The organism is Sphaerisporangium fuscum (assembly GCF_018531465.1).
GTDB lineage: Bacteria > Actinomycetota > Actinomycetes > Streptosporangiales > Streptosporangiaceae > Sphaerisporangium > Sphaerisporangium fuscum.
The window spans coordinates 44,718-69,823 of record NZ_JAHDTF010000011.1; the positions used below are offsets into that span (position 1 = coordinate 44,718).

23 protein-coding genes are annotated in these 25,106 nt (G+C 72.0%); 17 read left to right on the forward strand and 6 right to left on the reverse strand.

Features of this window, described 5'->3' with window-relative positions:
• Window positions 1-7: 7 nt before the first annotated feature.
• A complete protein-coding gene (locus KIK05_RS13905; protein ID WP_214411103.1) occupies window positions 8-655 on the reverse strand; it encodes a hypothetical protein in 648 nt (215 codons plus the stop codon).
• Window positions 652-1,680, reverse strand: coding sequence for a hypothetical protein (locus KIK05_RS13910; protein WP_214411328.1), 1,029 nt, complete (start codon window positions 1,678-1,680; stop codon window positions 652-654). Before KIK05_RS13910 ends, KIK05_RS13905 begins: the two co-directional genes overlap by 4 nt.
• Window positions 1,681-1,865: 185 nt before the next feature.
• Here KIK05_RS13910 and uvrB point away from each other — a divergent pair, with 185 nt between their 5' ends.
• Complete coding sequence (uvrB, locus tag KIK05_RS13915; RefSeq protein WP_214411104.1) at window positions 1,866-3,971, forward strand: excinuclease ABC subunit UvrB; 2,106 nt, start codon at window positions 1,866-1,868, stop codon at window positions 3,969-3,971.
• A 194-nt stretch (window positions 3,972-4,165) separates the two neighbouring features.
• Here uvrB and KIK05_RS13920 read toward each other — a convergent pair whose 3' ends face one another.
• Complete coding sequence (locus tag KIK05_RS13920) at window positions 4,166-4,822, reverse strand: DUF1579 family protein (RefSeq protein ID WP_214411105.1); 657 nt, start codon at window positions 4,820-4,822, stop codon at window positions 4,166-4,168.
• 237 nt (window positions 4,823-5,059) lie between these two features.
• On the opposite strand from KIK05_RS13920, the gene KIK05_RS48850 reads away from it, so the two are divergent.
• The 4 genes from KIK05_RS48850 (at window position 5,060) to KIK05_RS13940 (ending at window position 9,137) form a co-directional block, all read left to right on the forward strand.
• The gene (locus KIK05_RS48850; RefSeq protein ID WP_214411106.1) at window positions 5,060-6,955 is read left to right on the forward strand and encodes a sensor histidine kinase; all 1,896 of its coding nucleotides are present in this window, start codon (window positions 5,060-5,062) and stop codon (window positions 6,953-6,955) included.
• 54 nt (window positions 6,956-7,009) lie between these two features.
• Window positions 7,010-7,615, forward strand: a complete 606-nt coding sequence (locus KIK05_RS13930; RefSeq protein WP_214411107.1) for a response regulator transcription factor — start codon at window positions 7,010-7,012, stop codon at window positions 7,613-7,615.
• Between the two features lie 262 nt (window positions 7,616-7,877).
• The gene (locus KIK05_RS13935; RefSeq protein ID WP_214411108.1) at window positions 7,878-8,282 is read left to right on the forward strand and encodes a hypothetical protein; all 405 of its coding nucleotides are present in this window, start codon (window positions 7,878-7,880) and stop codon (window positions 8,280-8,282) included.
• 18 nt (window positions 8,283-8,300) lie between these two features.
• Complete coding sequence (locus KIK05_RS13940; protein ID WP_214411109.1) at window positions 8,301-9,137, forward strand: NAD(P)H-binding protein; 837 nt, start codon at window positions 8,301-8,303, stop codon at window positions 9,135-9,137.
• 11 nt (window positions 9,138-9,148) lie between these two features.
• On the opposite strand, the gene KIK05_RS13945 is transcribed toward KIK05_RS13940, so the two are convergent.
• The 3 genes from KIK05_RS13945 to KIK05_RS13955 all read right to left on the reverse strand — a co-directional run bounded on the left by KIK05_RS13945 (window position 9,149) and on the right by KIK05_RS13955 (window position 11,959).
• Window positions 9,149-9,760 (reverse strand): DUF4126 domain-containing protein, encoded by a 612-nt coding sequence (locus KIK05_RS13945; protein ID WP_214411110.1) that lies wholly within the window; start codon window positions 9,758-9,760, stop codon window positions 9,149-9,151.
• 226 nt (window positions 9,761-9,986) lie between these two features.
• Window positions 9,987-11,123 (reverse strand): nitronate monooxygenase, encoded by a 1,137-nt coding sequence (locus KIK05_RS13950; RefSeq protein WP_214411111.1) that lies wholly within the window; start codon window positions 11,121-11,123, stop codon window positions 9,987-9,989.
• 80 nt (window positions 11,124-11,203) lie between these two features.
• Window positions 11,204-11,959, reverse strand: a complete 756-nt coding sequence (locus tag KIK05_RS13955) for an acyltransferase (RefSeq protein ID WP_214411112.1) — start codon at window positions 11,957-11,959, stop codon at window positions 11,204-11,206.
• Between the two features lie 155 nt (window positions 11,960-12,114).
• Here KIK05_RS13955 and pyrG point away from each other — a divergent pair, with 155 nt between their 5' ends.
• The 12 genes from pyrG to KIK05_RS14015 all read left to right on the forward strand — a co-directional run bounded on the left by pyrG (window position 12,115) and on the right by KIK05_RS14015 (window position 25,076).
• Complete coding sequence (gene pyrG, locus KIK05_RS13960; RefSeq protein ID WP_214411113.1) at window positions 12,115-13,785, forward strand: CTP synthase; 1,671 nt, start codon at window positions 12,115-12,117, stop codon at window positions 13,783-13,785.
• On the forward strand, window positions 13,782-14,423 hold the full coding sequence (locus KIK05_RS13965) for an NUDIX domain-containing protein (protein ID WP_308249904.1): 642 nt from the start codon (window positions 13,782-13,784) through the stop codon (window positions 14,421-14,423). The genes pyrG and KIK05_RS13965 overlap by 4 nt, the downstream gene beginning before the upstream one ends.
• A gap of 41 nt (window positions 14,424-14,464) precedes the next feature.
• Window positions 14,465-15,370 (forward strand): site-specific tyrosine recombinase XerD, encoded by a 906-nt coding sequence (locus KIK05_RS13970; RefSeq protein WP_308249905.1) that lies wholly within the window; start codon window positions 14,465-14,467, stop codon window positions 15,368-15,370.
• Between the two features lie 90 nt (window positions 15,371-15,460).
• Complete coding sequence (locus KIK05_RS13975; RefSeq protein ID WP_214411114.1) at window positions 15,461-16,372, forward strand: ParA family protein; 912 nt, start codon at window positions 15,461-15,463, stop codon at window positions 16,370-16,372.
• 112 nt (window positions 16,373-16,484) lie between these two features.
• A complete protein-coding gene (locus tag KIK05_RS13980; RefSeq protein WP_308249906.1) occupies window positions 16,485-17,384 on the forward strand; it encodes a segregation and condensation protein A in 900 nt (299 codons plus the stop codon).
• A complete protein-coding gene (scpB, locus tag KIK05_RS13985; protein WP_214411116.1) occupies window positions 17,374-18,039 on the forward strand; it encodes an SMC-Scp complex subunit ScpB in 666 nt (221 codons plus the stop codon). The genes KIK05_RS13980 and scpB overlap by 11 nt, the downstream gene beginning before the upstream one ends.
• Window positions 18,036-20,132 carry a pseudouridine synthase gene (locus KIK05_RS48855; protein WP_308249907.1) on the forward strand — a complete coding sequence of 699 codons (2,097 nt, stop codon included), beginning with the start codon at window positions 18,036-18,038 and terminating at the stop codon, window positions 20,130-20,132. The genes scpB and KIK05_RS48855 overlap by 4 nt, the downstream gene beginning before the upstream one ends.
• A gap of 673 nt (window positions 20,133-20,805) precedes the next feature.
• Window positions 20,806-21,165, forward strand: coding sequence for a chorismate mutase (gene aroH / locus KIK05_RS13995; protein WP_214411117.1), 360 nt, complete (start codon window positions 20,806-20,808; stop codon window positions 21,163-21,165).
• Window positions 21,162-22,256 (forward strand): prephenate dehydrogenase, encoded by a 1,095-nt coding sequence (locus KIK05_RS14000; protein WP_308249908.1) that lies wholly within the window; start codon window positions 21,162-21,164, stop codon window positions 22,254-22,256. Before aroH ends, KIK05_RS14000 begins: the two co-directional genes overlap by 4 nt.
• 81 nt (window positions 22,257-22,337) lie before the next feature.
• A complete protein-coding gene (cmk, locus tag KIK05_RS14005) occupies window positions 22,338-22,994 on the forward strand; it encodes a (d)CMP kinase (protein ID WP_308249909.1) in 657 nt (218 codons plus the stop codon).
• Window positions 22,995-23,090: 96 nt separating this feature from the next.
• Window positions 23,091-24,482 (forward strand): ribosome biogenesis GTPase Der, encoded by a 1,392-nt coding sequence (gene der / locus KIK05_RS14010; RefSeq protein WP_372455590.1) that lies wholly within the window; start codon window positions 23,091-23,093, stop codon window positions 24,480-24,482.
• A 96-nt stretch (window positions 24,483-24,578) separates the two neighbouring features.
• Window positions 24,579-25,076, forward strand: coding sequence for a GNAT family N-acetyltransferase (locus KIK05_RS14015; protein WP_214411120.1), 498 nt, complete (start codon window positions 24,579-24,581; stop codon window positions 25,074-25,076).
• The last annotated feature ends 30 nt before the right edge of the window (window positions 25,077-25,106 follow it).

The following is a 25,106-nucleotide window of genomic DNA, read 5'->3' on the forward strand; positions in this document are numbered from 1 at the left end:
GAGCCTCCTAGGTGCGCGCCATGTGCTCCGCGGCCAGCCGGGCGGCCCGCGCGGTCTCCTCATCGTCGCAGCGTTGCCTCGTGACGCGGTGCGGGCGCGTGTCGAGGGGCCCGAGGGACAGGTCGGACGCGCCCGCGCGCCCGCTGCCCAGCGCGATCGTCGCGGTCTCGGTGCCCTCGGGGATCACGCTGCGGTGGAAGACCCCGGCGGGAAGGCTGTAGACCTCCCCGGCGCCGTAGGTGCCGGACACGCCGCCGATGTATCTCACCAGGCGCCCCGTCGGGCTGATGCTGTCGACGTCGCCCGCGCTGACCACCTCCAGGACCCGGTGGGTGGCGGCCCCGTCGTCGTCGACCGTGGCTATCTCGTTGCGCACCTGGCCGTACAGGATGTAGCTCACCAGGTCCCAGCTGTGGCAGTGGACGTCGGAGGTGGTGCGCCCGGCGCGCCGCAACTCGCCCGACCACAGGTGCACGCAGACGCCGTTCTCGCCGCCGCGTTCCACCGGCAGGCACACGAAGCCCAGCGGGTGGCGGACCGCCTTGATCGGCGACCTTCCGGCGGCGATGTCGTCCAGCAGGCACAGCACCCAGCGGCGGAGCCCCCGGGAGACGGTGCCCGAGGTCAGCTCGTCGTACAGCTCCTGGTACTTCATACCGAGTACGGATTCTTCGCGCGGATGGCCTTGCGGGTGATCTCGACCACGTCGCGGTCGCCGTAGGACTTCGGCAGGCCGAGGCCGAGCACCTCGAACAGCTTGCGGACCTCGTCGACGGTGGGCTCGTCGCTCAGCGGCGCCGCCTTCGCCGCCTCCACGGGCACCCGCCTGGCCTGGTCGAGGCTGGAGAGCAGCTCGGTGGCGCAGTGGTCGTAGTAGAAGCTGCCGCGCCTGCTCATCAGCGCGCGGTTCGGATCCTCCACGGTGATGATCACGTGGTTGGCCGACAGGTCCCAGCGGAAGGTCGTCATCGTCGCCGACAGCCCGAGGTCGATGTCGAGCAGGCTGAACCGCTGCCGGTGCCAGCAGGCCGCGAGGATCGTCGCGTACGACTCCTTGCGGGTGCGCTCGACCGTCCAGTACTCGCCGGTGCCGTCGGGCACGTCGGAGACCGAGCGCCGGAAGCGGACGTACGCCTCGCACACCCCGATGTGGGTCGGGTCGATGATCTCCAGGCGGACGAGCAGCGCCTTGCGCTCGCGCCGGGCGGCGGCGACCAGGTCGGGCAGGGTGACGGCCCTGACGTAGGTGCCGGTGCCGCCCTTGAACATCCAGCGGTCGGTGGAGCGGCGCGCCTCGGCGTGCGCGTGCGCGATCTCGTCGGCGCCGTTGAGCACCTGGACCACCTGCAGGTCGTCCAGGACCCGCCGGGCGCTCTCCACGACGCTCTCCAGGTGGGAGAGGCGGTCGAGCCGTGCGGGCAGGTCGGCGAGCGCCCCGGAGGTGGTGCGGAAGTTCTCCCTGATCGTCTCCTCCATCGGCTCCTGCCGCCACCGGTCGCGCAGGATGGCCGCCGTCAGCAGGCCGAGGACGAGGAGGGTCACGCCGCTGATCAGGTCGTTCTTCGGCTGGCCGAGGATCCGGTCGCTGTCGGTCAGGCCGAGGAAGGCGATGAAGACGGCGAGCACGAGGGCGATGACGCCGTCGGCGTTCTTGCCCACCCACGCGAAGAACTTCCCCATGCGCTTCACGGCGCCCGCCCCGCCTCGACGATCAGTAAGCCCCGTGGTCATGGTAACGAGACGGTCAAAGATGGGCCAGTGCCGCGGCGGCGCGTTCCCCGTGACGGGCTCCGCCGGGCGGTGACGGGCTCCACCCGGGCGGGGGCGGGCGGAATTGTCGGTGGCGCGGCGTAGGTTATGGAGACGTGAGGCCGGTAACTGATTTGCAGCGCAAGGTGGCTCCCTTCCAGGTCGTCACCGACATGACCCCTTCCGGCGACCAGCCGACGGCCATCGCCGAGCTCGAGCGCCGCGTGAAGGCCGGAGAGAAGGACAACGTCCTGCTGGGCGCGACGGGCACCGGCAAGACCGCGACCGTGGCGTGGCTCATCGAGCGGCTGCAGCGCCCGGCTCTGGTGATGCAGCCCAACAAGACCCTGGCCGCCCAGTTCGCCAACGAGCTGCGCGAGATGCTGCCCAACAACGCCGTCGAGTACTTCGTCTCCTACTACGACTACTACCAGCCCGAGGCGTACGTCCCGCAGACCGACACCTACATCGAGAAGGACTCCTCGATCAACGACGAGGTCGACCGGCTGCGTCACTCGGCGACCAACTCGCTGCTCACCCGCCGCGACACCGTCGTGGTCGCCTCGGTGTCCTGCATCTACGGTCTCGGCACCCCGCAGGAGTACGTCGACCGCATGGTCCGGCTCAAGGTCGGCCAGGAGATCGAGCGCGACCAGTTGCTGCGCCGCCTGGTCGACATGCAGTACGCCCGCAACGACCTGTCCTTCACCCGGGGCACCTTCCGGGTCCGCGGCGACACCATCGAGGTCATCCCGCAGTACGAAGAGCTGGCGGTGCGCATCGAGATGTTCGGCGACGAGATCGAGAAGCTCGCCACGCTCCACCCGCTCACCGGCGAGGTCATCACCGAGGACGAAGAGCTCTACATCTTCCCCGCCTCCCACTACGTCGCCGGCCCCGAGCGCATGGAGCGGGCCATCCGCGACATCGAGGCCGAGCTGGCAGAGTCCCTGGCGACCATGGAGAAGCAGGGCAAGCTGCTCGAGGCGCAGCGGCTGCGCATGCGCACGACCTACGACATCGAGATGATGCGCCAGGTCGGCACCTGCTCCGGCATCGAGAACTACTCCCGCCACATCGACGGCCGCGGGCCCGGCACGGCGCCCAACACCCTGCTCGACTACTTCCCCGAAGACTTCCTGCTGGTCCTCGACGAGTCCCACCAGACCGTCCCCCAGATCGGCGCGATGTACGAGGGCGACGCCTCGCGCAAGCGCACCCTGGTCGACCACGGCTTCCGGTTGCCGTCGGCGATGGACAACCGGCCGCTGAAGTGGGAGGAGTTCCTCGAGCGCATCGGGCAGACTGTCTACCTCTCGGCCACCCCGGGGCCCTACGAGCTCGGCCGCAGCAAGGGCGAGGTGGTCGAGCAGGTCATCCGCCCGACCGGCCTGGTCGACCCGGAGGTCATCGTCAAGCCCACCAAGGGGCAGATCGACGACCTGGTGCACGAGATCCGCGAGCGGGCCGACCGGGACGAGCGGGTCCTGGTCACCACCCTCACCAAGAAGATGGCCGAGGACCTCACCGACTACCTCCTGGAGCTCGGCATCCGGGTGCGCTACCTCCACAGCGAGGTCGACACGCTGCGCCGCATCGAGCTGCTGCGCGAGCTGCGCATGGGCGAGTACGACGTGCTGGTCGGCATCAACCTCCTGCGTGAGGGCCTCGACCTGCCCGAGGTGTCCCTGGTGGCCATCCTCGACGCCGACAAGGAAGGCTTCCTCCGCAGCGAGACCTCGCTCATCCAGACGATCGGCCGTGCCGCCCGTAACGTCTCCGGCCAGGTCCACATGTACGCCGACCGCGTGACGCCGTCGATGGAGCGCGCGATCGAGGAGACCAACCGGCGCCGGGCCAAGCAGGTCGCCTACAACGAGGCCAACGGCATCGACCCGCAGCCGCTCCGCAAGAAGATCGCCGACATCCTCGACTCCCTGGCGAGGGAGGACGCCGACACCGACAAGCTGCTCGGCGCGGGACGCCAGCAGAGCCGAGGCAAGGCCCCCGTCCCCGGCATGGCCCGGCAGGCCGGCCAGCACGCCAAGGCCATCGCCGGCGAGATGCCCCGGGCTCAGCTGGAGTCGCTGGTCGAGTCCCTCACCGAGCAGATGCACACCGCCGCCGCCGACCTCCAGTTCGAGGTCGCGGCCCGCCTGCGCGACGAGATCAAGGAGCTCAAGCGCGAACTCCGCGACATGCGGGAGGCCGGAGTCCACTGACCACCCCCATCCTGGGCGACTCCGCGAAGACCGTCCGCGGGAACGTCTTCACCCCGGCGGACGGAGCCCGCGGCGCCGCCGGGCCGAGCAGGCACTGATCAGCGTGGTCCGCCGGGTGAACGCGCTTCGGCCCCGGCCTGCCGGGGCCGTGTTCGTCTCGCCTGGCGAGGCCGGGTGCGGCTCCTTGACCGCGCCTACTCGGCCTTGCGGGTGTAGACGACGCGGTCGACCAGGCGTTCTGACTGGCCGGGCGGGGAGAAGTACAGCTCGAAGGTGTGCCGGTCGTTGGACCTGATGGTGATCACGGTGCGCATCGGTATCGTCTTCCCGACGTACTTGGGCCCGAGCACTCCGGGATCGGTGAACTTCCCCGGCAGCGACAGCCGGTTGCCGACCTTGGTGACGGCGGGGCCGCGGTAGGTCATCGCGGTGGGGGTGACGCTGTCGAAGGTCGTCCACTCGTAGCGCCGGTCGATGTTGGAGAAGCCGAGGATGCCTAGCCGGTAGTAGGGGTGCCCGCCGAGGACTCCTTCGGTCTTCTCTTCCAGGAACCGGCCGCCCGTCTTGGCGATCCATCGCGTCCTGACCGTGATGTCGCGGGAGACGACCGGTTCGCCGTCGCGGCCGAGGATGTAGTTGTACTTGGTGGCCTTCCAGGTTCCGATCAGCGGGTCGAGCCGCCGGTGGTAGGGCCCGGGCGCAAGCGGATCGGCGGGCGCGCCGTGGGTCCGGACGGCCGTCGCGCTGAGCGGCGCCGCGGTGGTGACCGGTGCCGTCGCGGCGGCCGGCGTGCCGGTCAGGGCCAGGACGGCCACGGCCGAGACGACGGACAGGGACAGTCTGTTCAGCATGGTTGTCTCCATGGGCTGCGGGAGGCCGGTGGGCGGGGTGGTGTGGCCATGCCGCCCGTGCTCTCCGTTCGCAGGGGCTTCCGACATGAACGATCTTGTGCCGCGGATGGCCGGGCCGACGCGGGGCGATCCAGCCGGCGGCGTACGAGATCGTGACATCGCGGGAAGCGTGCCTGATAGTGTCCCCGTCATCGGCAAGAGGTGCATTTTGCACCGTTCACGGGAGGGTCCCGGCGAGTGGGGCGATCGGCGGAAGACCTTCCGCTCCGGCTGGCCAGGGCCATGTTGTGGGTCTCGTTCGGCATCCTCGTCTACATCCGTGCGTTCGGCGCGCTGGACGACGGCGCCCGCCTGCTCGGCGTGCTGCTCCCGATGGCGTCCTATCCGCCGCTCATCGCGCTGGCGATGTGGTGCTGGAGGCCGGCCGTCCGATACGGGCTCTGTGCCGCCGTGGTGCTGCTCTACTTCCTGCCGTTCCCGTTCGTCGGCGAGTCCTGGGACTGGATGCCGTGGACCGTGGCCGCCGCCGTGCTGTGCGCGCTCCCCACACGGATCGCCTGGCCGCTGTTCGTCCTCATCGTGGCCGCGGGCGGCGCCTCGGTCTTCATCCTCGGCTACGACGCCGCTCCCGGGCAGGAGGTCCAGGCCGGGCTCGGGTACATGATCGTCACAGCGGACGACGGTCTCATCGTCTTCGGCCTGTCCAGGCTCGTCATGGCCGTCACGAGACTGCACCGGACCCGCGAGGAACTGGCCCGGACGGCCCTGTCCAGGGAACGCCTGCGGTTGGACGGAGAGCTGCGGCACCTGCTCGGCGGGAAACTCCAGGCGATCGTCTTCCGGATGCGGACGGCGGCCCGGCAGGAGCCGGAGGAGGCACGGCACTCCCTCCGGGAAGGCATCGGACTCGCCCGGCGTACGCTGGCGGAGGTGCGCGCCACGGCCGGCGCCTACCGCGCGGACGCGCCCGCCTCGGCCCTGCCGCAGATCGAGTCGCCACGGCTGGCGCGACGTGTGCTGCTCGCGGTCCTGGTCATCCAGTGCGTGCTCGTCCTCAAGAGCCTGGCCTACGTCCGCCCCGGCGACTGGCCGGCCTTCGCCTTCGCCGCCGTCCTGCTCATCGTCATCGTGATCCTCCAGGTGCTCCCGCCGTCGCGGGCGGTGCTGGTCGCGCAGAGCCTGCTGATCCTGCTGCCCCTGTCCGTCGTCCCCGACGCCTGGGACCGCCTGCTCAGCATCTTCACCGGCAAACTGCTGCTCAACGTGCGGCCGCCGCGCTCATGGTTGATCGTCGGAGTCGTCCTCGCCGGACACCTCGCCTGGTTCCTGCACCGCATCGACCGCGACTACCTGTTCATCGACGACCTCCCCGCCGCGCTGGCCTACTTCGGCGGCCACGTCATGATCATGTGGCTGGTGTACTGCCTCGGACGGCTGAGCGGGCTTCTCACCGTGCTGGAGCGGGCGCGGCACGAGCTCGCCGAGGCGGCGGTGCGCCGCGAACGACTGCGGATCGCCGGTGACCTGCACGACATCCTGGGTTACAGCCTGTCGGCGGTCGCCCTGAAGGGCGAGGTGGCCGAACGCCTGCTCGGCACCGACCCCGCGAGGGCCGGAACCGAGATCACCGCACTCGGGTCACTGGTCGAACGGGCCCTGGCGGAGCTCGACTCCATCAGCGGCGACCGGGTGGAGTTGCGGCTGAGCAGTGAGATCGACGCCGCCCGCGAGGTGCTGGCGAGCGCCGGGATCACGGCGGCGGTGCGCGTCGAGACGGGCCCGCTTCCCGCGGCGGTCGACACCGCGCTGGCCGCCGTGCTCCGGGAAGGCGTCACCAACGTCCTGCGCCACAGTCAGGCCCGCACCTGCGAGATCACCGTGTCGGGCACGGCAGGTGACGTACGCTTACGGCTGGTCAACGACGGTGCCGCCGTGCCTGAGGGAGCGGAGCCGCCGCAACGGCGCGGCACCGGGCTCGACAGCATCGCGAAGCGGACCAGCGGTCGGGTGACGGCGGGCCACCGGGCCGGTGACACCTTCGAGGTGCTCGCCGAGTTCGCGGCACCGGCCGACCCCGGTGGCGGCCGGGAAGGCTCCGGCTCCGTCGCGGGCGGCCGGCTCTCCCTTGGCTGAGATCAGATGGTTGCCCAGAGGCTGTCGGTGCGAAGACCGGGAGGGTGAGGAGCCGTGATTCGCGTGCTCGTCGCGGAGGACATGCACATCCTCCGTGAAGCACTGGTCGAACTGCTGTCACTGCAGGACGACATCGAGGTGGTCGCGGGGGTCGTCTCCGGTCTGGAGATCGTGCCCGCGGCGCTGGAGCACCGGCCCGACGTGGCCGTGGTCGACATCGATCTGCCGGGGCTGGACGGCGTCGCGGCGGCGGCCGAGCTGCGCAGGGCGCTGCCCGGATGCGCCGTCCTGATCCTCACTGCCCTCACCAAGCCGGGCGTCCTGCGCAGGGCGCTGGGCGCCCAGGTGGCGGGCTTCGTGCCGAAGGACATACGGCCGGCCGAGCTGGCCGAGGCGATCAGGACGGTCGCGGCGGGGGGACGGGCGGTGGACCCGGCGCTGGCGCTGGTCGCGCTGGAGACGCCGGAGAGCCCGCTCAGCCAGCGTGAGACCGAGGTGCTGCGCATGTCGGCCACCGGCGCGCCACCCGCCGAGATCGCCGAGCGCCTCTTCCTGACCTACGGCACGGTCCGCAACTACCTCACCTCGGCGGTGACCAAGCTGGGGGCCCGCAACCGGGTCGACGCCATCCGGATCGCCACCGAGTCCGGCTGGATCTAGGCCGGTTCTCGCACGAACCCGGATCTCCCTGGCCGGACGCCGGCACGGTCCCGTACATCCGTGCGAAATGCATATCCGCCCGGTTACTGGGACACTATTGGCCGTTCCCGGTCTCCTGCCACCATCTCCATGCATCAAGACCCCCAACGCGCCGCCGCGTTCCGCGGCCACGGCCGTTCTGTGAGCTAGGAGACCTGATGGGCCAGACCGGCGACGTTCCACCGCCCCGAGCGGCGGCCCTCGCACCTGCCGAGGCGCACTGATGGAGCCCACCGAAGTCCTGCCGATCGTCGCGATCCTGTCGATCGTCACCGTCGAGTTCGGCGGGCACGCGTTGCTTCGCTTCATCACCATCGACCGCGACAGGCTCGGTGCGCTGCGCGAACGCTTCTTCCGCGCCGGCCACGCGCACGCGGGTGTGCTCCTGGTGCTCTCGCTCGTCTACCTGCTGTACCTGCCCCGCGCCGGTTTCCCCGACGGCCTGGAGTGGCTGTGCGGCGGTGCCCTGCTGGCCGGGGTGCTGGCGCAGTCGGGCGGCTTCTTCGTCCACCTCGCCGTCGGCGAGGAGGGGCGCGCCTCGTACGGCACGGCGCTCACGCGGACCGGGGCCCTGCTTCTCGCGGGGGCGCTCATCGCCCTGGCGGCCGGACTCATCCGTGCCGCGTAGACCCGAAGGTGGAATTAAATGATCTTGGTGACGGGTGCGACCGGGAACGTCGGCGCGGAACTGGTCGAGACCCTGATCGGGGCGGGTGAACCGGTGCGGGCGCTGGTGCGGGACCCGGCCCGCGCCGCCCTGCCGCTCGGCGCGGAACCGGCCGGCGGCGACCTGAACCGGCCGGAGAGCTTGACCGAGGCCCTGGACGGCGTCCACGGCCTGTTCCTCCTGCCCGGTTACGACGACATGCCGGGCCTGCTGGCCCGCGCCCGTGGGGCCGGAGTACGGCGGGTCGTGCTGCTGTCGGGCGGCTCCGCCGCGTTGGAGGACATGTCCAACGCCGTCTCCCGCTACATGACCCTCTCCGAGCGGGCCGTGCGGGCATCGGGCCTGCCCTGGACCATCCTGAGGCCGAGGTCGTTCATGTCCAACGCCCTGCGCTGGCTGCCCCAGCTCGCGGCCGGGGACGTGGTGCGCGTGCCGTTCGCCGACGTGCGTACCGCCGCCATCGACCCCTTCGACATCGCCGCCGTCGCGGCCCGGACGCTGCTGGACGACGGGCACGACGGCCTGATCCACGAACTGACCGGCCCGCAGGCGCTGCTGCCCGCCGACCAGGTCGCCGTCCTCGCCGAGGTGCTGGGCAGGGACCTGCGCTGCGCGGGCCTGGCGAACGCCGAGGCCCGGGCCGAGATGGAGGCGGCCATGCCCGCGCAGTACGTCGACGCGTTCTTCCGCTTCTTCGCCGACGGCACACTCGACGAGTCGCGGATCCTTCCCACAGTGCAGGAGGTGACCGGACGCCCACCCCGCACCTTCGGGCAGTGGGCGAACGCGCACGCCGACGCCTTCCGCAGGAGCTAGGACGACGCGGGTCAGGTGGGTTGCGCGCCGTGGCGGAGGCGGTTCGCCTTGGCGGCGCGGCGTCTGCGGAGGCGGCGGAAGATCAGCCAGGCCGGCACCGCCAGGACGACCAGCGCGATCACCACCAGCAGCGGGAAGAAGACGGCGATCAGGCTCATGCCGAGCGACCCCGCATCCTCCACCGTGCTGACGACCGGGGCGCCGAAGCCGGCGGTCGAGACGTTGACCACGGGGCGGGCCGAGGCCTTCATGAGATGCACGGCGAGGGCCACGACGATGCCCAGCGCCCAGCTGGCCCATGGATGCTCGGCCATCCAGGCGGAGTGGTCGAACCGCGAGGCCGCCTGCGTGGCGCTGAAGGCGACCCCGCCCGCCGCCGGCCGTACCGCCGTCTGGATCATGTCGTTGACGTGGTCGACGACGGGAACCTTGTCGAGGACCATCTCGGCCACCAGCAGGACCGCGATGACCGCCAGCACCCAGCCGCTCGTCAGCCACGCGTACTCGTGCGGCAGGCGTATGACGTCGGTGAACTCGGCGAGAAGGCCGACCACGAGCAGCGGGATGTAGGCGTTGAGCCCCGCCGCCGTCGACAATCCGAGGCCGGTGAGCGCCGCGAGCATCGAACCTCCCCACGCCTCGCGTCCTGAAAGTCAAGACGAATACTCCCTGCCCCGCGTTCCCGAGCCCATTCACGGCCGACGGCCGCTGCCGTACAAGATCGCGGGAGACGCCCCTGTCCCGCCCCGCTCGGCGGCCGACCGGGGAGTGGCGGGCCGGGTTCAGGGGCCGGGGGGAGCAGGTGAGCGGGAGGCCGGTCGGGGGGCTGAACAGCCCGGAGGGGAGCGGTCAGGACTTGGTGAGCTGCTTCATCCGCTCGATCGTCCCGGCGAGCTCCTCGAGCATCTCGTAGACGACCTCGCGAGCCGGCCTGACCTGGTTCAGCTGGCCGACGACCTGGCCGACGAAGTAGTTCACCAGCTCCCGGGCCCCCTTCTCGCCCCTCTCGGCCGCGCCCGCCAGGCGCGCGAGCGCCCCCTCGGCGAGCAGCATCTGCAGAGGCATGGGAAGCGCGCCCGGGCTCTCGGTGGCCTCGTCCCACTCCCTGGTCCACGCGGAGATCAGCTGTCTGGCCGGTTTGCCGGTCCGCGAGCGGGAGCGGACGGTGTCGAGCGAGGTCGCGGCGAGCATCTTCTCCTTGACGACCGGGGGAGTCTCGGCCTCCTCGGTGGTGAGCCAGACCGAGCCGCACCACACGCCCTCGGCGCCGAGGGCGAGGGCGGCGGCCATCTGCCGTCCGTTCGCGATCCCTCCGGCGGCCACCACGGGGACGGGCGCCACGGCGTCGACCACCTGGGGCACCAGGACCATGGTCGACACCTCGCCGGTGTGGCCTCCGGCCTCGGTGCCCTGGGCGACGATGATGTCGGCCCCGGCGGCCACCTGCCGGTGGGCGTGCTCGACCGTGCCGACCAGGGCCGCCACCGGGACCCCCGCCGCCCGCGCCCTGTCGACCATGAGCGGGGGCGGGGTGCCGAGCGCGCTCGCGATCAGCCGGATCGGATGGCACAGGGCGACGTCGATGAGCTCCGTCGCACCGCCGCGGGTGACCCTCCACCCCGCCTGGTCGGCGTTCCTGGACGGTCCGCGGGCGGAGGGCGTGTCCGGGCTGACGCCGTACTTGGCGAACAGGTGGGCGACGAAGTCGCGGTGGACCTGCGGGATCGAGTCGAGGACCCGGGCGCCCGGGGCGGCGGCCGACGGGTCGATGTTGGACGGGACCAGCACGTCCACGCCGTACGGCCGTCCGCGCACCTGCCGGTCGATCCAGGACAGCTCGCGGTCGAGCTGCTCGGGGGAGTAGGCGACCGCGCCCAGTACGCCGAACCCGCCCGCGTTGGTGACGGCCGCGACCACGTCGCGGCAGTGGCTGAACGCGAACAGAGGGAACTCGACACCGAATCTCTCGCAGATCGCCGTCCGCATGCCGCGACGGTAACTTCCCGGGCCCGGCCTGGTCCAGGCCCGCCCGGCGGGTCGGGAGCCGAGGCGGACGAGGGGGTGGGTCAGGCGCCCGGGAGGAGGGCGCCGAGAGCGCTCGGGTCGTCCGGGGCGCCCCCGACGGCGGCAGGGCCGGGCTCCACGGCGTCAGAGGTTCCGGTGGAGGGGCCGGTCAGGGAGGCCGGGCTTCCGGGGGAGTGCCAGCCGGACTCGGGGGAGTAGCGGCGGACGATCTTGGCGGGGACGCCGGCGATGACGCAGTGGTCGGGGAACTCCCCGCGGACCACCGCCCCGCCCGCCACCACCGACTGCCGTCCGATCCGGGTCCCCGGCAGGATGATCGCCCCGGTGCCCAGCCAGGATCCCGGCCCGATGGACACCGCGCTGTTGCGCGGCCACTGGCGGCCGATGGGCATCTCCGGGTCGTCGTAGACGTGGTTCTGGTCGGTGATGTACACGTACGGGCCGGTGAACACGTTGTCGCCGATGTCGATCGACTGGTGGCCCACGATGTGGCTGCCGCGCCCGATGGAGCATCCGCCGCCGATGCGGACGATCGAGTCGGGCCCGAGGTCGACGCCCGGGCCCATGCCGGCCGAGATGGAGACGCGCTCCCCGACCAGCGTGTGGTCGCCGATCTCGATCCAGGCCTCTCCGAAGATCGCGCCCTGGGGGAAGGAGAGGCACGTCCCCTCTCCCAGACGGCGGAACCGGAACCCCGCGGGGGTACTGGGGGTGACCGCGCCGGTCGCGCGGATCGCCGCCCAGGCACGGTGAATCAGGCCGCTGAAGATCCGGCGTAGTGCATCACGGGGTGACATAATCGGAAAAGTTACCGCTTGGTCATCTTGGTGGGAACGGACGCCCAGGGGATGTTCGGGCACTTCGCGAGCGTCCTTTGATATTCTGAGAGCCCGTGGACACGCGGTCGCCCGTCGGGACGGCCACGATCACGACGGACCACGGGAGACCCTCCTTGCGCAGCGCCGCAAACACCAAGCATCTGTTCGTCACCGGAGGCGTCGCCTCCAGTCTCGGCAAGGGGCTGACAGCCTCGAGCCTGGGGCGCCTGCTGAAGCTACGCGGCCTCCGGGTCACCATGCAGAAGCTCGACCCCTACCTCAACGTCGACCCTGGGACGATGAACCCGTTCCAGCACGGTGAGGTCTTCGTCACAGACGACGGAGCCGAGACCGACCTCGACGTCGGCCACTACGAGCGCTTCCTCGACACCGAACTGCACGGGTCGGCGAACGTCACCACCGGCCAGGTCTACTCCAACGTCATCGCCAAGGAGCGGCGCGGGGAGTACCTCGGCGACACCGTGCAGGTCATCCCGCACATCACCAACGAGATCAAGGACCGCATCCGGGGCATGGCGGGCCCCGACGTCGATGTGGTCATCACCGAGGTCGGCGGCACCGTCGGCGACATCGAGTCGCTGCCGTTCCTGGAGGCGGTCCGCCAGGTGCGCCACGAGGTCGGGCGCGACAACGTGTTCTTCCTGCACGTCTCGCTCCTGCCGTACATCGGGCCGAGCGGCGAGCTGAAGACCAAGCCGACCCAGCACTCCGTCGCCGCGCTGCGCAGCATCGGCATCCAGCCCGACGCCATCGTCTGCCGCTCCGACCGGCCGATCACCACCTCGCTCAAGCGCAAGATCAGCCTGATGTGCGACGTCGACGAGGACGCCGTGGTGTCGGCCGTCGACGCGCCGAGCATCTACGACATCCCCAAGGTGCTGCACGCCGAGGGCCTGGACGCCTACGTCATACGCCGCCTCGGCCTGCCGTTCCGCGACGTCGACTGGCACGAGTGGGACCAGCTGCTGCGCCGGGTGCACCGCCCGGCCAAGGAGGTCACGATCGCGCTGGTCGGCAAGTACATCGACCTGCCCGACGCCTACCTTTCGGTCACCGAGGCGCTGCGCGCCGGCGGCTTCGCCTGCGACGCGCGGGTCAACATCCGGTGGGTCAAGAGCGACGACTGCGAGAGCCCCGAGGGCGCCGCCCGGGAGCTCGACGGCGTCGACGGCGTGCTGATCCCCGGCGGTTTCGGGGTGCGGGGCATCGAGGGCAAGCTCGGCGCGATCCGGCACGCCCGCGAGCGGGGCGTCCCGCTGCTCGGCATCTGCCTCGGCATGCAGTGCATGGTCATCGAGGCCGCGCGCAACCTCGCCGGCATCGAGGGCGCCAACAGCGCCGAGTTCGACCCCGACACCACCGACCCGGTGATCTCCACGATGGCCGACCAGGAGGACGTCGTGGCCGGTGAGCGCGACATGGGCGGCACCATGCGCCTGGGCCTGTACCCGGCCAAGCTCGCCGAGGGCTCGATCGTCCGCAGGCTGTACGGCACGCCGGTGGCCGACGAGCGCCACCGTCACCGCTACGAGGTCGGCAACGCCTACCGCGAGCCGCTGGAGCGGATCGGCATGGTGTTCTCCGGCCTGTCCCCGGACGGGCGGCTGGTGGAGTACGCCGAGCTCGACTCCGACATCCACCCGTTCTTCGTCGGAACCCAGGCCCACCCCGAGTTCCGCTCCCGCCCGACCCGGCCGCATCCGCTGTTCAGGGGCCTCATCGAGGCGGCGCTGACGTACGCCGACATCCGCGAGAGCGTCACGAAGGCGGGGCGGGGCGCGTGAGCGACACCACGGAGCGGCCGGGCGTCGACGACGTCCGCGACACTCCCGCCTCCTGGGAGGTGCTCGGCACCAAGGAGCGGTTCCAGGGCCACGTGATCTCGGTGCGCACCGACACCGTCCGGATGCCGGGGGACGACGTCGCCGACCGCGACTACGCCGTGCACCCCGGCTCGGTGGCCGTGGTCGCCCTCGACGAGGACGACCGGGTGCTGCTGCTGCGGCAGTACCGCCACCCGGTGCGGGCGCTGCTGTGGGAGCTGCCCGCGGGCATCCGCGACGTCGAGGGCGAGCCGCTGGTCGACTGCGCCGCGCGTGAGCTGGCCGAGGAGGCGGGGTACCGCGCCAAGACCTGGCACACCCTGCTCGACATCCACACCTCGCCGGGCAGCACGAACGAGCGCATCCGCGTCTTCCTCGCCCGCGATCTCTCGCAGATCCCCGAGGAGGAGAACGACTATGTCGGTCACCACGAGGAGACCGACATGCCGGTGGTGTGGGTGCCTCTGGCGGAGGCGGTCGACCGGGCACTGAACGGAATGATCCACAATGCACCGGCCGTCGCGGGTATTCTCGCCGCGTACGCCGCTTTGCCGGACGGCTTCACCGCCCTGCGTCCCGCCGACGCTGAGGAGGCCTGACAGGAGGTTCCGTCCTGAGCCCCTACGCCGACGCCGAGGCCGTGCTCGCGGGTTACCTCGCCCATCTGGCCGTCGAACGGGGCCTGGCGGCCAACACGGTCGCCTCCTACCGGCGTGATCTCAGGCGGTACCTCCTCCACCTGCGCTCGCGCGGGCGCCTGTCCCTGGCCGAGGTCGCCGAGGCCGACGTCCGGGCGTTCCTGACCGCTCTGCGCGAAGGCGACGAGCGGCACCCCGCCCTGGCGGCCGGTTCGGCGGCCAGGGCGGTCTCGGCCGTACGCGGGCTCCACCGCTTCGCCGTTCGGGAGGGGGTCTGCGCCGACGACCCGGCGCGCGGGGTGCACCCGCCCACCAGGCTGCGTCACCTGCCGAAGGCCATCGGGGTGGCCGAGGTGGAGCGGCTCATCGCCGCCGCCGGTCCGCGCGACGCGCCGCTCACCCACCGCAACCGCGCCCTGCTCGAGGTGCTGTACGGCACGGGCGCGCGGATCTCCGAGGCCGTCGGGCTCGCCGTCGACGACGTCGAGCCCGATCAGGTGCGGCTGCGCGGCAAGGGCGGCCGCACGAGGGTCGTCCCGCTCGGCAGGTACGCCCGCGAGGCCCTGCGGGCGTACATCACCCGCGCGCGGCCCCTCATCTGCGCTCAGGGGCGTGGGACGGCGGCCCTGTTCCTGAACGCCCGGGGCGGCCGCCTGACCCGTCAGGGGGCCTGGGAGGTCCTCCAGTCGGCCGCCGAGCGCGCGGGGCTCGACGGGGTCTCCCCGCACATGTTGCGCCATTCGTTCGCAACCCACCTCCTTGACGGAGGTGTGGACGTTAGGGTTGTCCAGGAACTGCTCGGCCACGCCTCGGTGACGACCACCCAGGTCTATACGCTGATCGCGGTCGACAGCCTCCGCGAGGCATACGCCTCGGCCCGCCCCAGGGCCGGGCATCCAAGTTCATAGCTCTAGGGCGCGTCGCCTTGCCGCATACGTGCCGAGCCCATAGTGTCCGTCCGGACGGTCCGGTTCGGGGCCGTCAGGGAGGTTCAACTGGTGACTGCGACGACAGACGCTTCTCTCCGGGATATCCCCGGTGCCCCCGACGCCTGGGGTGACACCGGCATTCTGGGGCCCACCGGGCGGCCGCGTCCCGTCTTCCCGGAGCCCGTCCCGCCGACCACCCACGGTCCCGCGCGGGTCGTGGCCATGGTCAACCAGAAGGGTGGCGTCGGCAAGACCACCACGACCATCAACCTCGGAGCCTCGCTCGCCGAGTGCGGCCAGCGGGTGCTGCTCGTCGACTTCGACCCGCAGGGCGCCCTGTCGGTAGGCCTCGGCATCGACCCGCGTCCGCTCGAGGCCACGGTCTACGACCTGATCATGGAAGAGCCCGACGTCACGCCCGAGGACGTCCTGCTCGCCACCAGCGTCGAGGGCATGGACCTCCTGCCCAGCAACATCTTCCTGTCCGGCGCCGAGATCAGGCTGGTCAACGAGGTGGCCCGCGAGTACGCCCTCGGGCGGGCGCTGGAGCCGCTGCTCCCCCACTACGACATCTGCCTGATCGACTGCCAGCCGTCGCTGGGCCTGCTCGCGGTCAACGCCCTGACCTGCGCGCACAGCGTCATCGTGCCCCTCGAGTGCGAGTTCTTCGCGCTGCGCGGCGTCGCGCTGCTCATGGAGTCGATCACCAAGGTGCAGGAGCGCCTCAACAAGAACCTCGAGATCGACGGCATCCTCGCCACGATGTACGACCCGCGTACGCTGCACGCCCGCGAGGTCCTCCAGACGATCATGCAGGGGTTCGGCGACAAGGTCTTCCACACGGTGATCAACCGCACCGTCCGGTTCCCCGACGCCACGTTGGCCGGTGAGCCGATCACCCAGTTCGACCCCGCCTCGATGGGCGCCACCGCCTACCGCGAGCTCGCCCGCGAGATCCTCGCCCGCTGGCCCACACGCTAGCCCTGAGCGCGGGCCGCCCGGCCTGTGGAAAACCCGGGCTCGACGGCGCGACATGCGCCGGGCCTGTGGACAAGTGACGTCCGGCGCCACCCGGGTGCGGAACAATGGGGCGGTGACCGAACAGCCCGCGACCGGCCAGGCGGCCAGGCCCGACGCCTTCCAGGTGCATCTGGAGGTGTTCGAGGGGCCGTTCGACCTGCTGCTCGGGCTCATCTCCAAACACAAGCTCGACATCACCGAGGTGTCCCTCCACCAGGTGACCGACGAGTTCATCTCCTACATCCGCTCCCGCGGCCCCGAGTGGGATCTCGACCAGGCCAGCCATTTCCTGCTGGTCGCCGCGACGCTGCTCGACCTCAAGGCCGCGCGGCTGCTGCCCAGCGGCGAGGTGGAGGACGAAGAGGACCTCGCCCTCCTCGAGGCCCGAGACCTGCTGTTCGCCCGCCTCCTGCAGTACCGCGCCTACAAGGAGGTCGCGAAGGTCTTCGCCGGCCGCATGGCCGAGGAGGCCCGCCGCTTCCCCCGGCTGGTGCCGATGGAGCCGCAGTTCGCCGACCTGCTGCCCGAGCTGGTGCTGGGCATCGGCCCGGAGCGGCTCGCCAAGATCGCCGCCAGGGCGTTCACGCCCAAGCTCCCGCCCTCGGTCTCCACCGCCCACATCTACCAACCGGTCGCCAACGTCCGCGAGCAAGCGGCTATCCTTGTCGAACGGCTCCGGCGCATGCGAAGGGCGACGTTCCGGGCCCTGACCGCCGACTGCGCGGGCACGTTCGAGGTCATCGCGCGTTTCCTCGCCATCCTGGAGCTGTTCCGGGAGGCCGCGGTCTCCTTCGAGCAGATAGAGCCGCTCGGAGATCTGCACGTCACCTGGACCGGCGCCGACGACGGAGACATCGCGGTCGCCGACGACTACGACGAGGGGCCTTCGGGCGGCGAGGGCCCACCGGGCCGCGACGACGCCCGGGGCGCCGGGAGCCGAGAGAGCGAAGAGGCAGCGAGCGATGACTCCTGAGGAGACGGCCGAACCCGTCCAGGTGCCCGCGACGTCCGGGCCCGTACAGCCGGGCGAGCCCGGCGAGCATTCTGAGGCCGGGCCGGTCGATCCCTTCGGATCCGGTGAGTCGGCGGAGCCGAGCCTGCGGGCGGCTCTGGAGGCCATCCTGCTCGTGGTCGACGAGCCGGTCGCCGAGGTCACGCTGGCACAGGTGCTCGAGCGTCCCTCGCGCGAGGTCGCCGAGGCGCTGCGCGCGCTCTCGGCGGAATACACCGCGGCCGGACGCGGTTTCGATCTGCGAGAGGTCGCGGGCGGCTGGCGCTTCTACACGCGGGCCGAGTGCGCTCCGCTGGTGGAGCGTTTCGTCCGCGACGGGCAACAGACCCGGCTGACGCAGGCCGCTCTGGAGACCCTCGCGGTCGTGGCCTACCGCCAGCCGGTGAGCCGGGCCAAGATCGCGGCGATCCGGGGCGTCAACAGCGACGGCGTCATGCGCACGCTCGCGGCGCGCGGGCTGGTCGAGGAGGCCGGCACCGATCCCGAGAGCCAGGCGGTGCTCTACCGCACGAGTTCGTACTTCCTGGAGAGACTGGGGCTGCGGAGCCTCGACGAGCTGCCTCCGCTCGCGCCCTTCCTCCCCGACGTGGAAACCCTAGAGGAGCAATCGAAGTGAACAACAGGCGTGGTACCCCGTCCGGTGATGGACGCGGTCGAGGACGCGGCGGCGCCCCGAGCGGTGGCTCGGGCTCCCGAGGCGGCGGCGGCTTCCGGGCCGGTTCCGGTGGTCTCCGGGGCGGAGGCCGCCCGCGGGGAGGCGCCACCGGCGGCTCCCGCGGCGGTTTCCGCGGTGGGAGCGACCGCCGCGACGCCTACCGCTCCGAGGGACGTGGCGACGCGTTCCGTCCGGAGGGCCGCGGCGAGGGCTCGCGGTCCACGAGCCGCGGCGAAGGCTTCCGGTCCGAGGGCCGCGGCTCCCGTCCGGAGGGCCGCAGGGACGGCTTCCGTCCCGAGAGCCGCAGGGACGGCTCCCGGTCCGAGGGGCGCAGGGACGGCTTCCGGTCCGAGGGCAGGGGGGCCGACTTCCGCGCCGAGCGGCGCGGGGGCGGGCGCCGGCCGGAGGGCCGGGGTGACGACCGCGACTTCCGCTCGGGCGGCGAGTCCCGTCCCGGCGGCGGATATCGCGACTCCCGGCCCTCGCCGGGGGGCTCCAAGGGCCGCTACGGTCGGTCCGGCGACACCGGGCGCGACGACTCCCGCCGGGCATCCTTCCGCGACGACCGCCGCGGGTCGTTCCGCGAGGAGCGCGGCGGAGCGTACGGCGGCGACCGCCGGGAATCCGGCCGCGACGACGCCTTCGGCGGCGAGCGTCGCCGCTCCTTCGGCGAGGACCGCGGAGCCGCGTTCGGCGGCGACCGCCGTGGTTCGTCCCGTGAGGAGCGCGGAGCGGCGTTCGGTGGCGACCGCCGTGGTTCGTACGGTGGCGGCGACAGGGGCTTCTCCGGCGCGGGCCGGGGCGGCGACGACCGGCGCGGCGCCTTCCGTGAAGAGCGGTCCGGCTTCCGTGAGGAGCGCGGCGGGTCGCGGGCCCGGTACGGCCGGGACGACACCGGGCGCGACCGTCCCGTAGGCGGCGAGACCCGCTTCCGCGACGACGCGAGGAGCGCGGGCCGTGGCTACGGGCGCGGCGAGGCGGGGAACGCCGGGCGCGGCTACGGGCGCGATGAGGCGGGGAGCGCCGGGCGCGGCGACGCGCGGGGCGCGGGCCGTGGCCACGGGCGTGGCGACCGGCGTGACGAGGTGCAGACCATCGGGCGCGTCGCAGGCGGCTCCCGGGGCCGGTACGGCCGCTCCGAGGGCGGTCGCGGCCGCGCCGGTTCCGCGGAGGGTTCTTCGTCCCGCGGCGGCATCTCGGCCGGCCGGAGCGGACGTCCCACCGCGCGGCCCGAGCGGGGAGGGGCGTTCAAGACCTCCCGCCAGCCGCTGCGCGACCCCGACTTCTACCCTGCCGACTACGCCGACGAGCGCGACACCACCGAGGTCCCCGGCGGTACCCGGCTGCAGAAGGTGCTCGCAGCGGCCGGAGTGGCGGCCCGCCGCACCTGCGAGGAGATGATCGGGCAGGGCCGGGTCACCGTCGACGGGCAGGTCGTCCGCAGGTTCGGTGCCCGCGTCGACCCCGCCAAGCAGGTGATCCACGTCGACGGCAAGCGCATCCCGACCGCGCCCGATCTGGTCTACTTCGCGATCAACAAGCCGATCGGCGTCGTCAGCACCATGTCCGACCCCGAGGGCCGGCCGTCGCTGTTCGACTACGTCGCCGACCGCACCGAGCGGCTGTTCCACGTGGGGCGTCTCGACACCGAGACCGAGGGCCTGATCATCCTCACCAACGACGGGGAACTGGCCCACCGGCTGACCCACCCGAGCTTCGGCGTGCAGAAGAAGTACTGGGCCAAGGTCCCCGGACCGATCCCGCGCGACCTCGGCCGCCGTCTGAAGAAGGGCATCGAGCTCGAGGACGGCCTCGTCAAGGCCGACGAGTTCACGGTCGTCCAGGAGCACGGCCAGCAGGCGCTGGTCGAGGTCGTGCTCCACGAGGGCCGTAAGCACGTCGTCCGGCGCATGCTGGAGCAGGAGGGCCACCCGGTGATCGACCTCGCCCGCATCGAGTTCGGGCCGGTCAAGCTGGGCAGGCTCAAGCCGGGCACCGTCCGGGCGCTCACCCTCAAAGAGGTCGGCGACCTTTACGCCACCGTGGGAATGTAACCTGTCCGGATACGGACATATAGCGGGTCCGTCCGGGCGAATCCGTCCGGACGGCTCGCACACCGCGCGGCTCCGCCCGGCAACCCGGTCGAGCGTCGCGCTGTACGGGAACCGGCGTGAACCGTCCGGTTGGGTGCGAAAATCGAATCGATCCGGCGCGGTCGCCACGAAATCCAGTGATCGACCCTTCGCCGACCGTCAGGACCGGGTCCGTGCGGGCTGACACGTGAGAGGTGGCGGTCCTCCTGGGCCGGCGGCGGGCACTTCCTCCTGGCAGGGGGCGAAGATCGCCCCCTCCGCCCGGCGCGTTCGATCCGGTACGGACACGGGTGCGGCGCCGGGCCGAGGCGCCTGGACCGCTGGACCGCGCCGCCGCGGACAGCGGGGCCGGGCAGTGGTGCTCGTGCCGTGCATGCAGGGACAGCGGGATCGGGCAGGGATGCTCGGTTTCGTGCATATGGACAGCGGGATCGGGCGGGGACGCTCGGTGTCGTGCATATGGACGGCGGTGCCGGGCGGGGACGCTCGGGGCCGGGTGGGTGCGGTGCCGGGTGGGAGTGCCCGGTGCCGGATGGATATCGATATCGGATACGCCGGGCAGGCTGGTCCGGTGGAGGCGGGGACGTGCCGCGGACGGCGGGCGCGCTCGCCGGCGATTGGTGAAGGGGACGACATGGTGCGGGCGATCCGAGGCGCCATCCAGATCGACGCCGACGATCGGGAGGCGATCCTGTCCGGGGTGACCGAACTGGTCAGCGAGGTCATGGAACGCAACCGGCTGACCACCGACGACGTCATCAGCGTGATCTTCACGTCGACGCCCGATCTCACCGCGGAGTTCCCGGCCCTCGCGGCCCGCAAGCTCGGCTTCCACGACGTGCCGCTCATCTGCGCCAGCGAGATCGACGTGCCCGGCGCGCTGCCGCGCGTGGTGCGCCTGATGGCCCACGTCGAGACCGACCGGCCCCGTCAGGAGATCCAGCACGTCTACCTGCGTGGCGCGGCCGCCCTGAGAGTGGACATCGCCCAGTGAGCACCCCGTCCCCGAGCATCGCCAGCGTCCTGGTCGTCGGCACCGGCCTGATCGGCACGTCGGTCGGGCTGGCCCTGCGCGAGCGCGGCCTGACCGTCAAGCTCGCCGACCAGGACGCCGGGGCCGTGCGGGTGGCGTGCGAGCTGGGCGCGGGCGAGGAGTGGCGGCCCGGTGAAGGGCGCGTCGACCTGGCGGTGATCGCCGTGCCGCCGCAGTTCGTGGCCGAGTGGCTGCTCGACCTCCAGAAGACCGAGGCCGCCCGCTTCTACACCGACGTGGCCAGCGTGAAGGCCCTGCCCATCGCGCAGGCCGTCCAGCTCGGCTGCGACATGACCAGCTACGTGGCCGGCCATCCGCTGGCGGGACGGGAGCGCTCGGGGCCGGCGGCGGCGCGGGCCGACCTGTTCCTCGGCCGCCCCTGGGCGTACTGCCCGGGTCCCGACGCCGCGCCCGAGGCCGTCCGGGCGGTGCTGTCCCTGATCGAGCTGTGCGGGGGCAACGCCGTCCAGGTGGATCCCTCCGGGCACGACGAGGCCGTGGCCCTGGTGTCGCACGCCCCGCACGTGGCGGCCGCCGCCGTGGCGGCCCGCCTGGCCGACGCCTCCGACACCGCGCTCGGCCTCTCGGGGCCCGGTGTGCGCGACGTGACCCGCGTGGCCGGGGGCGACCCCGACCTGTGGACGGTCATCCTCTCGGGCAACGCCCGGGCCGTGGCGAACATCCTGGAGTCGGTGGCCGCCGACCTGGCGGAGGCGGCGGCGGCGCTGCGGGCGGTGTCCGTCGAGGACGGCACGGCGATCGGCCGGGTCACCGAGCTGCTCAGGCGCGGCAACGCCGGTCAGAGCCGCATCCCGGGCAAGCACGGCGGCCCCCCGCGGGCGTACGCCGTGGTCCAGGTCCTGGTCGGCGACCGTCCCGGCGAGCTGGCGCGCCTGTTCCAGGTCGCCAAGGACGCCGGGGTCAACATCGAGGACGTCCGCCTGGAGCACGCCCCCGGGCTGCCCCTGGGCGCCGCGGATCTGTCCGTCCAGCCGGAGGCGGCCGAGGTTCTCGCCGAGGCCCTTCGGGCGCACGGATGGCACGTCCCCTGAAGGGCCTCCGATGCCCGGATGGCGGACGATTCCCGGTACCCTCTTTGCGGACAACTCAATCGGGACGCAGAGGGAGATGCCGTGACCGCACTGGTCGTCGCCATGGACGGCCCTTCGGGGTCGGGCAAGTCGAGTGCGTCGCGCGGAGTGGCGCGAGCGCTCGGGCTGCGCTATCTCGACACCGGGGCGATGTACCGCGCGATGACCTGGTGGATGCTCGAACACGGTGTCGACATCACCGACCCGGCCGCGATCGCCGATCGCGCCGCCGAGCCGGAGCTGGTCATCGCCGTCGACCCTGACGCCCCGGGCATCACGGTCGACGGGGTCGACGTCTCGGCGCCGATCCGCACCCAGGAGGTCACCTCGGTGGTGTCCGCGGTGAGCGCCGTCCCGGAGGTCCGCGCGAGGCTGGTCGCCCAGCAGCGCGACATCATCGGCGAGGGTGACATCGTCGTCGAGGGCCGCGACATCGGCACCGTGGTCGCGCCCGGCGCCCCGGTGAAGATCTACCTCACCGCGAGCCCCGAGGCCCGCGCCCGGCGCCGCACCGCCGAGCTCACCGGCACGACGGTGGAGACCCAGCAGGCCGACATGGCCCGGCGCGACGCCCTCGACTCGACCCGTAAGGCCGACCCGCTGGTCATGGCGGCCGACGCGGTCGAACTGGACACCACGGAGCTCAACCTCGAAGAGGTCATCTCCGAGGTGCTGAGACTTGTGAAAGAGCGCACCTGACCCGTGCGCCGGCTGCGGCCGAGCCGCGGGCGAAGGGTGGGCATCAATGGAAACGGACGTGACGTGACGGGGGAGTACGGCGACGAGGACGGCTGGATCGCGGCCGACCTCGCTGAATTCGAAGACGACGGCGCCTCGACGGAGGTGGAGCCGGACTCCGGCCCGCTTCCCGTGGTCGCCGTCGTGGGGCGGCCCAACGTGGGCAAGTCCACGCTGGTCAACCGCATCATCGGCCGCCGCGAGGCGGTCGTGGAGGATGTGCCCGGCGTCACGCGCGACCGCGTGACCTACGAAGGCAACTGGCGGGGCCGCCGGTTCACCCTCGTCGACACCGGCGGGTGGGACCCCGACGCCACGGGCATGGCGCTGCGCATCGCCGAGCAGGCCCAGGTGGCGGTCGAGCTGGCCGACGTGATCCTCTTCGTGGTCGACGCGACCGTCGGCGTGACCGACGCCGACGAGGCCGTGGCCGGGGTGCTGCGGCGCTCGGGCAAGCCGGTCGTGCTGGCCGCCAACAAGGTCGACGACCAGCGCATGGAGCTGGAGGCCACCGCGCTGTGGTCGCTCGGCATCGGCGAGCCGCACCCGGTGTCCGCGCTGCACGGCCGTTCGAGCGGCGACCTGCTCGACGTCGTGCTGGAGGGGCTGCCCGAGGCCCCGCCGCAGCGTTTCGGCGCCGAGCGCGGCCCACGCCGCGTGGCCCTGGTCGGCAAGCCCAACGTCGGCAAGTCGTCCCTGCTGAACAAGCTGGCGGGCGAGGAGCGGGTGCTGGTCGACCCGATGGCGGGCACCACCCGTGACCCGGTCGACGAGCTCGTCGAGCTGGGCGGCAGGACCTGGCGTTTCGTCGACACCGCGGGTATCCGGCGCCGTGAGCGTGAGCTGCAGGGCGCCGACTTCTACGCCGGCATGCGCACCAAGGCCGCCCTCGAGCGTTCCGAGGTCGCCGTCGTGCTGATCGACGCCTCGGAGGTGCTCACCGAGCAGGACCTCCGCATCATCAGCATGGTGATCGAGTCGGGCCGCAGCATGGTGGTGGCGTTCAACAAGTGGGACCTCGTCGACGAGGACCGCCGCTACTACCTCGAGAAGGAGATCGACCGGCAGCTGGTCCGCGTCCCGTGGGCCCTGCGGGTCAACATCTCCGCCAAGACCGGCCGGCACGTCGACCGGCTCGTCCCGGCGATCGAGCGGGCGCTGGCGTCGTGGAGCACCCGCGTGCCCACGGCCCGGCTGAACGCCTTCCTGTCGGAGCTGGTGGCGGCGACGCCCCCGCCCGTGCGGGGCGGCAAGCAGCCGAAGATCCTGTTCGCCACGCAGGCGTCGGTCGAGCCGCCGAAGTTCGTGCTGTTCACCTCGGGCTTCCTCGAGGAGACCTACCGCCGCTTCATCGAGCGCCGCATCCGCGAGGAGTTCGGGTTCGCCGGCTCCCCGATCGAGGTGACGATGAAGATCCGCGAGAAGCGCGGCAACCCGAAGAAGAAGTGATCTCCCGGCCGTAATTCGGTGGCGGAGCCGTCCCTCGGGCCCGTAACGTGCGGCTTCCGGGCCGCAGGGGTCCGTGGGAGAGGGGATGCGTCGCCGGTGATCGGGGTGGAGATCTCGCGCCTGGAGCCTGACGACTGGAAGCTGTTCCGGGACGTCAGGCTCGCGGCCCTCGCGGACGCGCCCGGGGCGTTCGGGGCCACGCTCGAACAGGAGCTGGGGTACGACGAGGCGCGCTGGCGCGAGCGGCTGCGGCCGGAGAACGGCGTCAGGTTCGCGGCGGTGGCGGCCGGGAGGGCGGTCGGCCTGGCCGGCGCCTGGGTGACGGGTGACCGGAGCGGGGTCGCCGAGCTCGTCAGCATGTGGGTCGACCCGGCCGCGCGTGGCACCGGCACCGCAGCCCTCCTGGTGGAGCGGGTCGTGGGCTGGGCCGCCGCACAGGGGCACCGCGAGATACGGCTGTGGGTGGTCGACGGCAACGACCGCGCGGCGGGCCTGTACCGTCGCCTGGGCTTCTCGGCCACCGGGGAGACGCAGCCCTACCCCAACGCCGCAGGCGTGCTGGAGCACCTCATGGTGCGCCCCCTCCAGCCCTGACGACCGGCCGCGGGCGGGGCACTGCCGCCC

What these genes read in the sequence shown, in the direction of transcription:
- KIK05_RS13910 (WP_214411328.1), bottom strand. Translation starts at nt 1,680, where the DNA reads ATGGGGAAGTTCTTCGCGTGGGTGGGCAAGAACGCCGACGGCGTCATC.
- KIK05_RS13955 (WP_214411112.1), bottom strand. Translation starts at nt 11,959, where the DNA reads ATGTCACCCCGTGATGCACTACGCCGGATCTTCAGCGGCCTGATTCAC.
- KIK05_RS13940 (WP_214411109.1), top strand. Translation starts at nt 8,301, where the DNA reads ATGATCTTGGTGACGGGTGCGACCGGGAACGTCGGCGCGGAACTGGTC.
- KIK05_RS13905 (WP_214411103.1), bottom strand. Translation starts at nt 655, where the DNA reads ATGAAGTACCAGGAGCTGTACGACGAGCTGACCTCGGGCACCGTCTCC.
- scpB (WP_214411116.1), top strand. Translation starts at nt 17,374, where the DNA reads ATGACTCCTGAGGAGACGGCCGAACCCGTCCAGGTGCCCGCGACGTCC.
- KIK05_RS13920 (WP_214411105.1), bottom strand. Translation starts at nt 4,822, where the DNA reads ATGCTGAACAGACTGTCCCTGTCCGTCGTCTCGGCCGTGGCCGTCCTG.
- KIK05_RS13950 (WP_214411111.1), bottom strand. Translation starts at nt 11,123, where the DNA reads ATGCGGACGGCGATCTGCGAGAGATTCGGTGTCGAGTTCCCTCTGTTC.
- KIK05_RS13935 (WP_214411108.1), top strand. Translation starts at nt 7,878, where the DNA reads ATGGAGCCCACCGAAGTCCTGCCGATCGTCGCGATCCTGTCGATCGTC.
- KIK05_RS13945 (WP_214411110.1), bottom strand. Translation starts at nt 9,760, where the DNA reads ATGCTCGCGGCGCTCACCGGCCTCGGATTGTCGACGGCGGCGGGGCTC.
- aroH (WP_214411117.1), top strand. Translation starts at nt 20,806, where the DNA reads ATGGTGCGGGCGATCCGAGGCGCCATCCAGATCGACGCCGACGATCGG.